Here is a 13,992-nt window from a genome sequence, read left to right as displayed (position 1 = left end):
TTTTGATTATACAAATTCAATCAACAAGTCGTCACTTTGGATTGTGTCGCCTTCTTTAATATGGATCGCTTTAATCTCACCGTCTTGTGCGGCTTGGATCGTCGTCTCCATCTTCATCGCCTCAGTGACGAGAAGTTGTTCCCCACGATGGACCCGGCTTCCTGGTTCGACGAGTACTTTCAAGACCGAACCTGGCATCGAGGCCCCGACTTGTTTCGAATTCGAGCGTTCCACTTTCGGTCGGCTCGTCGTCGCCGACTTCACGTTGACGTCTTTAATCTCGATTTCACGTGGTACGCCGTTCATCTCATACGAGACGAGGCGGATTCCGTCTTCGTTCGCAGCGCTCACTTGAACGAGCTTGATGATGAGCGTCTTCCCTGTCTCGATTTCGACTTGAATCGTCTCGCCGACGTTCAATCCATAGAAGAACGTCAACGTGTCAAGCACCGAGACGTCACCGTACGTGTTCGTATGGGTCACATAGTCCTCGAACACTTTCGGATAAAGCGCGTTCGCGAGCAGTTCAAAGTCCGTCACCGGACGTTCGAGCTTCTCAAATAACTTCGTTTGAGCCGCTTCAAAGTCGTACGGCTTGATCAGTTTACCCGGACGGACCTCGAGCGGCGCCTCACCTTTGAGAATCGCTTGTTGGACGTCTTTCGGGAACCCTCCTGGAGGCGACCCGAGCTCACCGCGCATCATCTCGACAACCGAGTCTGGGAAATCGAGTTGATTTCCTCGTTCGATGACGTCCTGTTCGCTCAAGTTATGTTGGACCATGAAGAGTGCCATGTCCCCTACGACTTTAGACGACGGGGTCACTTTGACGATATCGCCGAACAACATGTTGACGCGGGCGTACATCGACTTCACTTCACTCCAGCGGTCACCGAGACCGACCGCTTTCGCTTGTTGCTGCAAGTTCGAATACTGTCCGCCCGGCATCTCATGCTCATACACCGATGGATTCGATGCACGCATGTCACTTTCGAACGGTTCATAGTTATGACGCACGTCTTGCCAGTAGTCACTGATGACTTCGTAGTGCTTCGCATCGATCTTCGGCTGGCGTTCGTGATGGTCGAGTGCGTAAATCAAACTTCCACCTGAAGGCTGCGACGTCATACCCGACATCGAGCTCGCTGCGACGTCGACGATATCGACGCCCGCATCAGTCGCCCGTGCGTAAGTGAAGATCCCATTCCCCGAAGCGTCGTGCGTGTGCAAATGAATCGGCAAGTCGACGGCGTCTTTCAGTGCCGACACGAGCGCATACGCCGATTCAGGTTTTAAGAGGCCAGCCATATCTTTGATCGCAAGAATATGAGCTCCGCTCGCTTCGAGCTGCTTGGCGAGATCGACGTAGTACGGCAAGTGATACTTCGGACGGTTTCCGTCATACAAGTCACCGGTGTAACAGATTGCCGCTTCTGCGACTTTCCCTGTCGGCAGCGTCGCGTCGATCGCGAGTTTAATCGATTCAATGTTGTTCAAGCTGTCGAAGATTCGGAAGATGTCGACGCCGGCATAAGCCGCCTCGTGGACGAACTTCTCGATGACGTTGTCAGCATAGTTTTTATACCCGACGGCGTTGGCACCGCGAAGGAGCATTTGAATCAAGACGTTCGGCATTTTCTCACGAAGGCGCATGAGACGTACCCACGGGTCTTCCGAGAGGAAACGGTAGGCGACGTCAAACGTTGCCCCGCCCCACGCCTCGACCGAGAACAGTTCTGGCATGAGTTTACTCGTCGGCTCGGCGATATTCAAGATGTCTTGCGTCCGCATCCGTGTCGCGAGGAGCGACTGGTGGGCGTCTCGCATCGTCGTATCCGTCAAGAGCAGCTCTGGTTGACGTTTGATCCAGTCAGCCAAACCGTCTGGACCGAGTTCTGTCAGGATTTGTTTCGTCCCCGGCTTCGCTTCGGCCGGAAGGTTTTGCGGGATTCGGACCGAGCGGCTGATCGGCTTATCTTTCAAGCCGACACCCGGGAATCCGTTGACGGTGACGTCCCCGATATAGTTGAGGAGTTTCGTCCCTCGGTCTTTCCGTTTCGGGAAGACGAACAGTTCGGGTGTATCATCGATGAACGACGTACTATAGTCCCCGCTAATAAAGTTTTGGTGCTTCATGACGTTGATCAAAAACGGGATGTTCGTCTTGATGCCGCGAATCCGGAACTCGTTCAAGTTACGGACCATCTTCGCTGCCGCTTGTTCGAACGTCATCCCATGCGTCGACAGCTTGACGAGGAGCGAGTCGTAGTACGGCGAGATTTCAGACCCGACATAGGCGTTCCCGCCGTCGAGACGAACCCCAAAACCGCCTGGCGAACGATACGCCATGATTTTCCCTGTGTCCGGCATGAAGTTGTTAGCCGGGTCTTCCGACGTGACACGGGATTGGATCGCATAGCCGAGCAGTTTGATATCTTCTTGCTTCGGCATGTGAATCACGTCACCGTGAAGCGACTCGCCTTGGGCGATCATGAGCTGTGTTTGGACGATATCGAACCCAGTAACCATCTCAGTGATCGTATGTTCGACTTGGATCCGTGGGTTGACCTCGATGAAGTAGAACGACTCATCCTCAGTGACGAGGAACTCGACCGTCCCTGCGTTCACATAGCCGACGTGACGCATCACTTGAACCGCCGCGTCACAGATTGCTTGACGAGACGCCTCCGACAACGTCACACACGGTGCGACTTCGACGACTTTCTGGTGACGACGTTGAACCGAGCAGTCACGCTCAAACAAATGGATGATGTTCCCGTGATCATCCCCGAGAATTTGCACCTCGATATGCTTCGGACGTTCAACTAATTTTTCTATGTACACTTCGTCTGAGCCGAACGCTTGCTTCGCCTCTGACTTGGCACGTTCAATCAAATCTTTCATCTCAGCCTCGGTCCGGATGACGCGCATACCGCGTCCGCCGCCGCCCATTGAGGCTTTGACCATGAGCGGGAAACCATGCACGTTCGCAAAGTCGAGCGCGTCTTCGTACGAAGTCAATGGACCGTTCGAGCCTGGAATGACCGGTAGCCCGGCTGCGATCGCGTTTTGACGAGCCCGAACTTTATCTCCGAACGCGTGCAGGTGCGATTCGTCCGGTCCGACGAAGATGATGCCTTCTTCGCGGCAACGACGAGCTAGTTCAATGTTTTCCGATAAGAAACCGTAACCCGGGTGAATCGCGTCACTCCCCGATTGCTTCGCGATTCGAATGACGTCTTCGATGTCGAGATAGGCGTCGATCGGTTTCTTGTTGAGACCGATCAAATACGCTTCATCGGCTTTAAAACGATGTAACGATCCACTATCCTCTTGCGAATAGATGGCGACAGTACGCATTCCTAATTCTGAGGCTGCCCTAAATACACGAATGGCAATCTCTCCACGGTTGGCTACAAGCAATTTGCTAATTGATTTCAACCTAAATCCCCCCATTTTGGAAATCGTTTACATATACATCTTTACCTTACTACATGTAGTGATGCATTTTGAACGTTTTCTTCTGATTTTTCGCGAATTTCCGCACGGCGTGTCGCCTCTCGGTGACGGTTACGCATCGAGATACTGCTGAGCACACCGAGAATTCCCATCGTCATGATCAGCGACGTGCCGCCGTAACTGACGAGCGGAAGCGTCACACCCGTACCCGGGAACCAGCCCGACATCGCCCCGATATTGATTCCGGTTTGGACCATGATTTGCGCGGCAATCCCGAACGAGACGAACATCGCAAAATGGCTGTCGGTATGGTTGGCGATATTTACTGCCCGGAACGCGATGAAAAAGAGCAACACCAAGACGACGAGGACGCCGATAAAGCCAAGTTCTTCGGCGATGATCGACATGATATAGTCCGTCTCCGGCTCCGGCAAATATCCATACTTTTGATAACTATTCCCAAGTCCGACGCCGGTCAATCCCCCATGCACGATCGAGATGATCGACATGAGAAGTTGGTGTCCGTAGCCTTCTGGGTCCATGAATGGATTGAAGACGACGTTAATCCGACTAACTTGGTTATCTGTGAAAACAAACGTATACATAGCATAAACAAAACCAATTCCAGCAATAATCACCGGGATGATGATGCGAAGCGGGGCCCCGGCAGCTAACCACATCATGAACATAATTACCCCTAAGACGAACAATCCGCCATGGTCAGGCTGTCCATTTATGACGAAGGCATACGGGAAAAAGTAGAACAAACCCGGGATGATGAAGAAAGCCCCGATTTGGGCGCGTAGCTTTTTCCGTTCGATCGCCGCACGGCCGATTCGGCCCGGCCATCCTGTCAGTTCACGATTCCATAACTGATGGTAGTAGTTGGCGAGCAATAAAATTAACACAAACTTAGCGATCTCGATTGGTTGGATCGTGAAACCGCCGATAATGAGCCAAGCCCGGGCACCGTTCAGCGGAGGCATCGCCCAAGTGACAAACAGTAGAATGACCGAGAGCGCATACAGGCTTCGCAACACGTTCTTTTTGCGGAAGTTTTCATACCGGAACATCGTCGCGATCAAATAGACGACAATCCCGAACCCTGCATAGAACAGTTGCCGATAAAACAAGCCGCTGTTCGCGTAATCCCCACGATTCCAAACACTGGCGCTGTAAATCATGATCGAGCTGATCCCAACGAGCAAGAGCACCGCAATGAACAGTGAGAAATCAAAGTACCGAAACCGAGTTTTCATGTTTTCACTTCCTTATGTACAGCAATCCGCAACCCGTTATAAAAAAATACTCAAACAGCGCCGCCTGCACAGTTTGAGTATAAGGTTCATAATTCTGAAGCTTCCGCGAGCGCGGATAACTTTTGTTCCAATGAATCGATCAGTTGCTTGCCTTCGACATCTGAAATAAGTCCAAGCCGGACCGCAAAATCGATTTGGCGCGACAGACCGAACATATGTGTATCAAGTACCTCTTCATAAAGCGGGCACTTCGGCATTTTCAAGTTTTCTAATTGTACCTCAATCAAGCAACGGATTTTTTCAGCATCTGCTTCAAGCAAGTGAAGCGCCTGTTCCCGTTGGACTGCAGCCAAATTTGTCGCCACTACGACCCCTCCTCCGTACAATGACAGACTGTTTGTCATAACTCAACTGTACATTATATTTCATCATAATTCAATGAACAGTCTAGATTCAAAGCGTGTTTCTCGCAGTTTTCCTTTTTGCACGGAAGAGCTGTATAATATACATTGTATCGCTAGTTAAGGGGGAGTATCAATGATTTTTCCGTTAGATGGAGCGGTCCGTCACGCGCTGACGATTGACCCGACTGTATGGATTTTTGACGAACGTAAACGCAAAGTCGACGAACTCGACCAGGCCGTCGAGAATGATTCAGACGCCTACTATGCCAAAATGGGGAAGGCATGGGACGACGGATTGACACTAGGGACGCGCGTCGACCACAATAAGCCGATGTCGCGGGCCGATAAAGACGCTGCGCTTCGTGACTCGTTCGCGATGCCGTTCGCACCATTTCTCCAAAACGCCGAGCCGCTCAATACGGCGACGCATGTCAGCTTTTATGGGGAGACGGTATTGACGATCCCGCTCGCCGAAGTCGGTTCGATTTATCTTCAGTTTTCACAAGATGGAAAAGTGTTGGCTGACGGACCAGTCTATGCACTCTACAACAACCAAATCATTCGTCAAGTCGACCATATCGTCGTCCGAACGGATGGCTGATGGGAAGGCGCTCGCCGTCTCAGGCTGTTGACGAACGCGGTCGCTATAAGCGATCTCGTTCGTCTTTTTTTTTGGACTTTTTACTTCACAAAGTGTAACATGTGTGATATCGAAATATACTCTATGCAGAAAGGTCGTGACGCTTACGATACCTTTATGGAAAAAGAACTTGATCATCGTTTGGATCGGCAGCTTCTTGACGGCCGCCTCGATGAGCCTCGTCTTGCCGTTCCTGCCCTTATTTATCGAAGAGCTCGGCGTGACCAACCCTGACCACGTCGTCACCTGGTCCGCCGTCGCTTTCGGCGCCACTTTCCTCGTGGCCGCCATTGTCTCCCCGCTTTGGGGCCGACTCGCTGACCAGAAAGGGCGCAAGCTCATGTTGATTCGGGCGAGCCTCGGAATGGCCGTCGTCATGTTCTTGATCGGCTTCGTGCAAGACGTTTATCAACTCGTCGGTTTACGACTCATCATGGGTGCCGTCTCCGGATTCATCTCGGCCGGCATCACTCTCGTCATCTCACAGACACCAAAAGAGAAAAGCGGCTGGGCGCTCGGCACGTTGTCGACCGGTGGTATCACCGGCGGACTCCTCGGTCCATTGATCGGCGGACTGCTCGCAGACTGGATTGGGCTTCGACCCGTTTTTCTCTTTACCGGTAGCGCACTCTTCGTCACGTTTTTAATCACACTCCTGTTCGTGAAAGAAGATTTCGTCCCGGTGGCGCGCGAGCGACTTGATTCGACAAAGTCGATCATCGCCTCGCTCCGTCATCCCCAACTCATCTTCAGCTTGTTTTTAACGACGTTTTTAATTCAGTTTTCAACGCAGTCAATCGGGCCACTGTTGACACTGTACGTCCGCGAACTGAACCCGTACACGACTTCCCTCGCATTCATCGCGGGAATCGTCGCTTCAGCGCCGGGGGTGGCCGCCCTCCTGTCCGCACAACATCTCGGACGGCTGTCAGACCGCCACGGGCCGGAACGGATTTTGTTTTGGGCGCTCATCATTTATACCGCGTTCTTGATTCCTCAGGCGTTCGTGACGTCGACGACACAGCTCGTCATGTTGCGTTTCGGCCTTGGTTTCGCGACCGCGGCACTCATGCCGTCTGTGCAGTCACTGCTAAGGAAACATACACCGAGTCACGCGACCGGACGCATTTTTTCTTACAACCAGTCGGCCCAGTTCATGGGCAACCTGCTCGGACCGTTGTTCGGATCCCAAATCGTCGCCCACTTCGGATTCTCTGCGCTCTTCATCGTGACTGGTTTGATCATGTTGACGAACGCGTTTCTTGAGAAAGCGAACGTGCAAGTTTTGCTCCACCCGAACACAAAATAGACGTCGAACTCATGCTCGGCGTCTCAGGCTGTTGACGAACCAGGTCGCTAATAGCGATCTGGTTCGTCTTTTTTATGTCCGAAGACCTCGAAGTGAACTGCCCGATATAAATCGGGCTTTTTCTTTCGACTGTCGAGGCCTCAGAAAAAGACAAATGGTCGCCAGATGGCGACCGTTTGCGTTGCTCGTCCGATGGCGCCCTGACTCTTACAGGACAGTAATCCGACGGAGACCCAGCAGCGACACAAGTCACGATGCGGCTCCGGGATTGCCTGCAGAAAGCGTGGGCGCCGGAAGACGAGCAATATTGTTCATGTTGGTCAACAAGCTGAGACGTCGAGCTTACGCTCGGCGTCTATTTCTATAGCAAATCGGCCGCCAACCGGGCGAGCGACGAGCGTTCGCCTTTGATGAGTTGGACGTGACCGAATACGTTTTGCCCTTTGAACCGCTCGACGGCGTACGAGAGCCCGTTCGAATATTCATCTAAATACGGATGATCGATCTGATACGGATCGCCGACGAGAACAATCTTCGAATTCTCCCCGACCCGGGTCAAAATCGTCTTGATCTCGTGCTTCGTCAAGTTCTGCGCTTCATCGATGATGATGAACTGATCCGGCATACTTCGCCCCCGAATATATGTGAGCGCCTCGAGCTGAATCGATTTGATGCCGGCGAGGATATTTCCGAGCTCGTCTTTCGAGTTGGCATTAAACAAGAATTCAAGATTGTCATAGATCGGCTGCATCCACGGACGAAGCTTATCTTCCATCTCACCCGGCAAGTATCCGATGTCGTTGCCCATCGGCACGACCGGACGCGCCACGACGAGCTTGTTGAAGCGACGTTCGTCCTCGACGAGGGCAAGTCCCGCCGCGAGAGCGAGGAGCGTCTTCCCGGTCCCGGCTTTCCCGAGGAGCGTCACGAACGGAATATCGTCGCGAAGCAGTAAATCGAGCGCCATTCGTTGTTGGACGTTCCGCGGATGAATGCCCCAGACGTGCTCGGCGTCGAGCGATAACGGTCGAACGATCGGTTGTAACGGATCGACGACCGCGAGTGCGCTCGCTTTCGAAACGTTACTCTTTAAGATGACAAATGAGTTCGGGTACAGTTGGTTTTTTGAAAAAGCCGACGTCGGTAGCTGGCGAACTTGATAGAATTCATCAATTATCGCCTGATCGACCTCAATCTCGCGATAGCCGGCGTACAAATTCGTCGTGTCGACGATATGGTCTGTCAAATAATCTTCGGCTTCGATGCCGATCGCATCCGCTTTGACACGGACCAGTATATCTTTTGAGACGACCACGACTTTCCGGTTGTGATCATGCTCATACTGTTTCATCAAACCGAGTGCGACCGTCAAAATCCGGTTGTCATTCGTCATGACGTCGAACGGGAAGTCGACTGTATGTTCATGACCGATCTCAACGAAGAGATGGCCGCCATTCTCGAGCGGCACCCCGTCATGAAGTTTGCCGGTCGATCGGAGCTGGTCAAGCACACGCGCCGTTTCTCGGGCGTTACGGCCAAGCTCGTCCATGTTTCGTTTTTTTCCATCGAGTTCTTCTAGGACGATGGCCGGGATGACGACGTCATGCTCATCGAATTGAAAGAGTGAGAGTGGGTCGTGTAGAAGTACGTTCGTATCGAGCACATACGTTTTTTTCATAAGCTTTGCCGCCCCTCGAAAATTGTTGGTGATCAAGAGTTCAAGCTTTCCTTCACTTCTCGGTCCAATTTTTCCGCTGCTTCGATATCGTACGTCTTGACGATGTCCGGTTGCCCGAACGTCGCCCCGTAAAAGGAGATGTTGCGGACTTCTTCGACCGAACCTTTAAAAAAACGCAGGTGCAGTCCCGGTTTTACAGCCGGTTCAAATTCATGGACGTGCGAGAGCGTCACACTGTAAGCGAGACCGTCCTCTAAAAAGATGAGCCCCGCCGTCTTTTCGCTTGTCAAAAGCGTGATGAGATGCGAGTTTTTTGTCAGGGCAAATCGGACTGTCTGTTGATCGGTCGCCTGCACCCAACTGATGGCGTGGGTGATCGGCCACCGCTTCGCTTCATCAAACGCGACGAGAAACGTCAACGGCATCTCGTTTAACGTTTCTTGTTGCGCCCGGGAAAGTTCGAACGTTGCTTTACTCGCCATGCACTCCCCTCCTTCTTAAACGGGTATATGAAATGGATTCGCCCTTAATGACTTCTTTCCCTGCTTTTCTATCTGGAAATCATGCTATAATCAACGAAGAGGAAGGTGAGACCATGCGCGTAAAGTGCTCTCTTTGTGATAAAGTCGATACGATTGATTCGTGGTCGTTCGAAGCGAAACGACTTCGCAATAAACCTGCTAAAACGTACATGTGCCAAGAATGTCATGCACGCATTACGGAACGAACGGCTGAGCGTGCGGCAACAGGCCAATTCCACCTATATCCATCGTTTCGCCAAAAGCGAAGATGGTAACAAAAATGGACGTCCCTTTAACGGGACGTCCATTTTTTAGGTTGGTTCATTGACTTGGTCTTGACGGCGGTTCCACCAGAGCCGGCCCCGATAAATGGCTAGGACGACCGCCATGACGAGCAATACTTCCGGGATTGGCCACGTGAAGAAGACGAGCGCCATCGTCCCCGCTCCGAGCGCGAGAATGATGTAGACGATGAGCGCCTTCCACCACGCGAGTTGTTTGGCAAAACCTAATTTAAAGACGAGCAACGTCAATAAGATGACCGTGATGATCAAGGCGTTAAAGCCGACCGAAAAGTCGTTCGCGTCACTGCCGACACCTAATAGCGAGGCGATCCACGGAACGTCGATTTGGGTAATATCCATCGTTTGAGAAGCTTTCAAGGCAAATAATCCCCCTTTGTTTCCTACACGTCTATTCTACACGAATCAAAATAAAAGGGAACGCCTCGGCGCTCCCTTTTCTACTTATTCTTTACCAAGTTTACGACGCTTGTCAGCTTTTTCACGTTCGTTCTTGTTCAAGACCTTTTTACGGAGTCGAATCGAGAGCGGTGTGATTTCGCAGTACTCGTCATCGTTCAAGAACGTAAGCGACTCTTCAAGCGAGAAGACGCGCGGACGTTTCAAGACTTGTGTCGAGTCTTTCGATGATGCACGCATGTTCGTCAACTGTTTCCCTTTGACGGCGTTGATCGCGAGATCGACGTCACGGTTACATTCACCGATGATCATACCTTCGTATACATCTGTACCTGGTTCGATGAAGATCGTCCCACGGTCTTCGAGTGCACCGATTGAGTAAGCCGTTGACTTACCAGCTTCGATACAAACCATGACACCGCTACGGCGACCGCCGATATCAGCAGGAATGAACGGACGATACTCTTCGAACGTATGGTTCAAGATTCCGTATCCGCGTGTCGCCGACAAGAACTCGTTACGATATCCGATGAGACCACGTGAAGGAACGATAAATTCCATACGAGTTTGACCGTTATCGTTCGTGTTCATGTTCGCGAGTTCACCTTTACGGAGACCGATCGATTCCATGACTGAACCTGTGTACTCTTCCGGTACGTCGATGATGACGCGCTCGAAAGGCTCAATTTTCGTACCGTCTTCAGCTGTACGGATGATAACTTGTGGTTTCGAAACTTGGATCTCGTACCCTTCGCGACGCATGTTCTCGATCAAGATACCGAGGTGAAGTTCACCACGTCCTGATACGACCCATTGGTCAGGCGAGTCTGTGTTTTCGACACGGAGCGAAACGTCCGTCTCAAGTTGTTTCATCAAACGCTCTTCGATTTTACGTGCTGTCACGAAATCGCCTTCGCGTCCTGCAAATGGAGAGTTGTTCGTCATGAAACGCATTTGAAGCGTTGGCTCATCGATGCGAAGAAGCGTAAGCGGCTCTTCTTTACCGACCGGTGTGACCGTTTCACCGACGTTGATGTCTTCCATCCCGGCGATGGCGATCAAGTCACCAGCTTTAGCTTCTTCGATTTCAACACGTTTGAGTCCGAAGTAACCGAATAGCTTCGTGACGCGAAGTTGTTTGATCGATCCGTCCGTTTTGCAAAGTGAGACTTGGTCTCCGACTTTGATTTTCCCACGGAAGACGCGACCGACTCCGATACGACCGAGGTAGTTATCATAGTCGAGCATCGTGACTTGGAACTGAAGCGGCTCATCCGAGTTGTCGATTGGTGCCGGTGTGTTCTCAAGAATCGTATCGAGTACGTGCGTGATTGTATCTTCTTGCTTCTCAGGATCAGGATCGAACGAACTTGAACCGCTGACTGCAGACGTATAGACGACAGGGAATTCAAGTTGATCTTCATCTGCTCCGAGATCGATCAATAAGTCTACGACTTCATCGACGACGTCGAGCGGACGGACCATCGCTTTGTCGATTTTGTTGACGACAACGATCGGGCGAAGTCCTTGGTCAAGTGCTTTCTTCAATACGAAGCGTGTTTGTGGCATACAGCCTTCACGTGCATCGACAACAAGAATAACGCCGTCAACCATACGCATGATCCGCTCAACTTCACCACCGAAGTCGGCGTGTCCTGGCGTATCTACGATGTTGATGCGAGTATCTTTATAATCGATTGCCGTGTTTTTAGCGAGGATTGTGATCCCGCGCTCACGTTCGATATCGTTCGAGTCCATGGCGCGCTCTGCTACCATTTCGTTTGTCCGGAAAGTACCAGACTGTTTCAATAGTTCATCGACTAACGTTGTTTTACCATGGTCAACGTGGGCGATGATGGCTACGTTACGGAGGTTAGTTCTTAAATTCATGTAGTTATTCCTCTCTTATTTGAAAAGTTTCAACTTTGTATTCAACTTAAAGAGTATAGCACAGGTGCTACCACCTTTGTCACGTTATATAGTCTGTTACCGTTTCCAATTGCGCTGATTTTGCTTACAATGAGATAGAGCCAAGAAAAAAAGGGGGAATTTCGATGCAACTCATGTTCGTCTTGATCGCAATCGCCGTCGTCGCCGGTTTTGTCGGTATCGGCATCGGTGTCGCCGAAGCGAGTACCGCCATCATCGTTGGCAGTCTCGCGTTGAGCGCGGTCGCTACATTCTTCGGCATCAACTTGCGCCGCCGTGTCCTAGCAGACCGACGCCCATAACGAACAGGCCCAAGGCGAGCGCCTTGGGCCTTGTTTTATAATTCTCGCGTCAAGCAGATGCGGTCTCGCAACACGAGTCCATCTTCTTCGATCGCCTCGTAGCCATGGTTCGGAAAATAATCGCGTTCGACCGAAGCAAAACGGAATCCGGCTTGTTGATAGAAGCGCAACTGGACGATGCTTGAGTTGCCCGTGCAGACGAGCAGTTCGCTCGCACTTCCGCTAGCCGCCCGACGGATGGCGTCTTGGAGCATCCGTTGCCCGATCGTCTGGTTTTGACGGTCCGGTTTGACAGCGATGTTGACGAGTTCGACCGATTCCGCACTGCGACGGACAAGCATATACGCCCCGACGAGTTCACCGCCGAGTAAAGCCTCAAACGTCGATCCCGTCTCATATTGCGCTTGCACCATCGCCTCGTTCGGATTCGCCAAGACGAGCAAATCGCGCACGCGATCGTACGTTTTGTTCGGTTCAATCACAAGGTCTGGCCTCACTTCAGGCGCCACGTTTTTGGCGATGACGTAATGCTTGATGACGTCCTTGACGAACGTCTCGCTCCCGCCGAGGACCGATGTCTTCCCTTTATAGCTGACGGGTTCACCGTATAAGGAGACGACGCGTCCCCCGACTTCTTCGACGAGAAGTTTTCCGGCCGCGTAATCCCACGGCATATTGCGCATCGTGATATAGCCGTCGACCCGTCCGGCCGCAACCCAAGCCAGTTCGAGTGAGGCGGCCCCGTGCGCTCGTGTCCCGACAGAGTCGCGGACGATCGGTGCCAACACTTCCGGCGCAATCTGTTGGTTCGGGGTCACCCACGTCGCATTCATACTCAAAAATGCGTCACGGACGTGATGTTCATGAAGCTGCGGCAACTTCCGTCCGTTGAGCGTCGCCCCATAACCACGTCGTGCCACGAACAGCTCGTCAGCCATCACATCATAGACAAATCCATACTCGACGACCTCATCGACCATAATCGCGATCGAGATGGCGAACATCCGCTTTTGATGAATAAAATTGAGCGTCCCGTCGATCGGATCGACAAACCAAACCGTCCCTGTCAACTTGTCAGGCTGTGTCGAGATGCCTTCTTCTCCGACGATCTGATGCTCCGGATACGCCGCTCGGATGCGGTCGACGATCAGTTGTTCGACCGCTCGATCGATTTCAGTGACCAAGTCCCCTTTGCCCGTCTTCCGCTCGATCCGATAACTTTCATCAATTTGAAGGCGGATATATTCCCCTGCTTGTTTGATTAGATCAATCGCAAACCATTCCAACATATTTATCACCTCTCTATGTATTATAGCAAACAAAAACCAGTATTCGCGTGGAATACTGGTTGAATGAGCGGTTGTGGGTCAGGCTTCGAGACGCAAAAGTTCTTGGCGGTATTTCTCTAACCGATGCTTGCTAGCCTGGACAGTGGCATCGTCTTGTGACGCCATTGCATCGAAGAGTGTTGCCAATTCATAATCAATCTCTAGGCGCAGCACCGGAATCCGTTTTTCTGCGTCTTTTCTTTTGAATGCCTCAATCACTTGTTTCATGAGATGCCACACTCCTTTTGTTGGGCTACAAGTTACGGTTTAGTAAGTTGAATTGAGTATATCAGATGAGATTCAAAAAAGAAAGAGAATTGTCTGACTATTTTGAATTTTTTATCTTAGTGGATATATTCCCACTTCAACCGGTCCTAAACCTTAAATAACCGTTAGTGATATGTACCCTATTTCTTAAGGTATTAACTAAAAAAAGCAGCAACCGACAGATTCGTCGGTTCC

General features: G+C 51.4%; 13 protein-coding genes. 4 read left to right on the top strand and 9 right to left on the bottom strand.

Going from position 1 to position 13,992, the window contains the following annotated elements:
- Positions 1-6: 6 nt before the first annotated feature.
- The 3 genes from EVJ20_RS01480 to EVJ20_RS01470 all read right to left on the bottom strand — a co-directional run bounded on the left by EVJ20_RS01480 (position 7) and on the right by EVJ20_RS01470 (position 5,083).
- Positions 7-3,456: a pyruvate carboxylase gene (locus EVJ20_RS01480; protein WP_131465354.1), complete on the bottom strand. Its 3,450-nt coding sequence runs from the start codon at positions 3,454-3,456 to the stop codon at positions 7-9.
- Positions 3,457-3,482: 26 nt separating this feature from the next.
- The gene (locus EVJ20_RS01475) at positions 3,483-4,718 is read right to left on the bottom strand and encodes an FtsW/RodA/SpoVE family cell cycle protein (protein WP_131504778.1); all 1,236 of its coding nucleotides are present in this window, start codon (positions 4,716-4,718) and stop codon (positions 3,483-3,485) included.
- An 86-nt stretch (positions 4,719-4,804) separates the two neighbouring features.
- Positions 4,805-5,083: a YlaN family protein gene (locus tag EVJ20_RS01470; protein WP_070327584.1), complete on the bottom strand. Its 279-nt coding sequence runs from the start codon at positions 5,081-5,083 to the stop codon at positions 4,805-4,807.
- Between the two features lie 172 nt (positions 5,084-5,255).
- On the opposite strand from EVJ20_RS01470, the gene EVJ20_RS01465 reads away from it, so the two are divergent.
- Complete coding sequence (locus tag EVJ20_RS01465; RefSeq protein WP_070327585.1) at positions 5,256-5,723, top strand: hypothetical protein; 468 nt, start codon at positions 5,256-5,258, stop codon at positions 5,721-5,723.
- A gap of 148 nt (positions 5,724-5,871) precedes the next feature.
- Positions 5,872-7,071, top strand: a complete 1,200-nt coding sequence (locus tag EVJ20_RS01460) for a multidrug efflux MFS transporter (protein WP_070327957.1) — start codon at positions 5,872-5,874, stop codon at positions 7,069-7,071.
- 361 nt (positions 7,072-7,432) lie between these two features.
- On the opposite strand, the gene EVJ20_RS01455 is transcribed toward EVJ20_RS01460, so the two are convergent.
- Both EVJ20_RS01455 and EVJ20_RS01450 read right to left on the bottom strand, forming a co-directional pair.
- Positions 7,433-8,749, bottom strand: a complete 1,317-nt coding sequence (locus EVJ20_RS01455; protein WP_016509526.1) for a PhoH family protein — start codon at positions 8,747-8,749, stop codon at positions 7,433-7,435.
- A 32-nt stretch (positions 8,750-8,781) separates the two neighbouring features.
- Positions 8,782-9,231 carry a hypothetical protein gene (locus EVJ20_RS01450; protein ID WP_070327586.1) on the bottom strand — a complete coding sequence of 150 codons (450 nt, stop codon included), beginning with the start codon at positions 9,229-9,231 and terminating at the stop codon, positions 8,782-8,784.
- 113 nt (positions 9,232-9,344) lie between these two features.
- On the opposite strand from EVJ20_RS01450, the gene EVJ20_RS01445 reads away from it, so the two are divergent.
- Positions 9,345-9,545, top strand: a complete 201-nt coding sequence (locus tag EVJ20_RS01445; RefSeq protein WP_083273976.1) for a YlaI family protein — start codon at positions 9,345-9,347, stop codon at positions 9,543-9,545.
- A gap of 36 nt (positions 9,546-9,581) precedes the next feature.
- Here EVJ20_RS01445 and EVJ20_RS01440 read toward each other — a convergent pair whose 3' ends face one another.
- Together EVJ20_RS01440 and typA are read right to left on the bottom strand one after the other, a co-directional pair.
- Complete coding sequence (locus EVJ20_RS01440; protein ID WP_236633741.1) at positions 9,582-9,932, bottom strand: YlaH-like family protein; 351 nt, start codon at positions 9,930-9,932, stop codon at positions 9,582-9,584.
- 84 nt (positions 9,933-10,016) lie between these two features.
- On the bottom strand, positions 10,017-11,861 hold the full coding sequence (gene typA, locus EVJ20_RS01435; RefSeq protein WP_070327588.1) for a translational GTPase TypA: 1,845 nt from the start codon (positions 11,859-11,861) through the stop codon (positions 10,017-10,019).
- Between the two features lie 164 nt (positions 11,862-12,025).
- Between typA and EVJ20_RS15195 the strand changes: the two genes are divergently transcribed.
- Positions 12,026-12,202 carry a DUF5325 family protein gene (locus EVJ20_RS15195; protein WP_167615659.1) on the top strand — a complete coding sequence of 59 codons (177 nt, stop codon included), beginning with the start codon at positions 12,026-12,028 and terminating at the stop codon, positions 12,200-12,202.
- 35 nt (positions 12,203-12,237) lie between these two features.
- Here the strand turns inward: EVJ20_RS15195 and EVJ20_RS01430 are convergent, their stop codons facing one another.
- A complete protein-coding gene (locus EVJ20_RS01430) occupies positions 12,238-13,491 on the bottom strand; it encodes an inositol monophosphatase family protein (protein ID WP_070327589.1) in 1,254 nt (417 codons plus the stop codon).
- Positions 13,492-13,569: 78 nt separating this feature from the next.
- Entirely contained in the window at positions 13,570-13,758 is a 189-nt protein-coding gene (locus tag EVJ20_RS01425) for a hypothetical protein (protein ID WP_015881266.1), read from the bottom strand.
- Positions 13,759-13,992 lie beyond the last annotated feature (234 nt).

Origin of the sequence: Exiguobacterium sp. SH0S1 (assembly GCF_004337165.1) — a bacterium.
Classification (GTDB): Bacteria; Bacillota; Bacilli; order Exiguobacteriales; family Exiguobacteriaceae; genus Exiguobacterium; species Exiguobacterium aurantiacum_A.
This window is presented reverse-complemented; position numbering and strand designations above follow the sequence as displayed.

Bases quoted from the DNA above. Each gene is read 5' to 3' on its own strand.
- EVJ20_RS01480 (WP_131465354.1), bottom strand. From the start codon at position 3,456: ATGGGGGGATTTAGGTTGAAATCAATTAGCAAATTGCTTGTAGCCAAC.
- EVJ20_RS01450 (WP_070327586.1), bottom strand. From the start codon at position 9,231: ATGGCGAGTAAAGCAACGTTCGAACTTTCCCGGGCGCAACAAGAAACG.
- EVJ20_RS15195 (WP_167615659.1), top strand. From the start codon at position 12,026: ATGCAACTCATGTTCGTCTTGATCGCAATCGCCGTCGTCGCCGGTTTT.
- EVJ20_RS01430 (WP_070327589.1), bottom strand. From the start codon at position 13,491: ATGTTGGAATGGTTTGCGATTGATCTAATCAAACAAGCAGGGGAATAT.
- EVJ20_RS01455 (WP_016509526.1), bottom strand. From the start codon at position 8,749: ATGAAAAAAACGTATGTGCTCGATACGAACGTACTTCTACACGACCCA.
- EVJ20_RS01425 (WP_015881266.1), bottom strand. From the start codon at position 13,758: ATGAAACAAGTGATTGAGGCATTCAAAAGAAAAGACGCAGAAAAACGG.
- EVJ20_RS01445 (WP_083273976.1), top strand. From the start codon at position 9,345: ATGCGCGTAAAGTGCTCTCTTTGTGATAAAGTCGATACGATTGATTCG.
- EVJ20_RS01475 (WP_131504778.1), bottom strand. From the start codon at position 4,718: ATGAAAACTCGGTTTCGGTACTTTGATTTCTCACTGTTCATTGCGGTG.
- EVJ20_RS01465 (WP_070327585.1), top strand. From the start codon at position 5,256: ATGATTTTTCCGTTAGATGGAGCGGTCCGTCACGCGCTGACGATTGAC.
- typA (WP_070327588.1), bottom strand. From the start codon at position 11,861: ATGAATTTAAGAACTAACCTCCGTAACGTAGCCATCATCGCCCACGTT.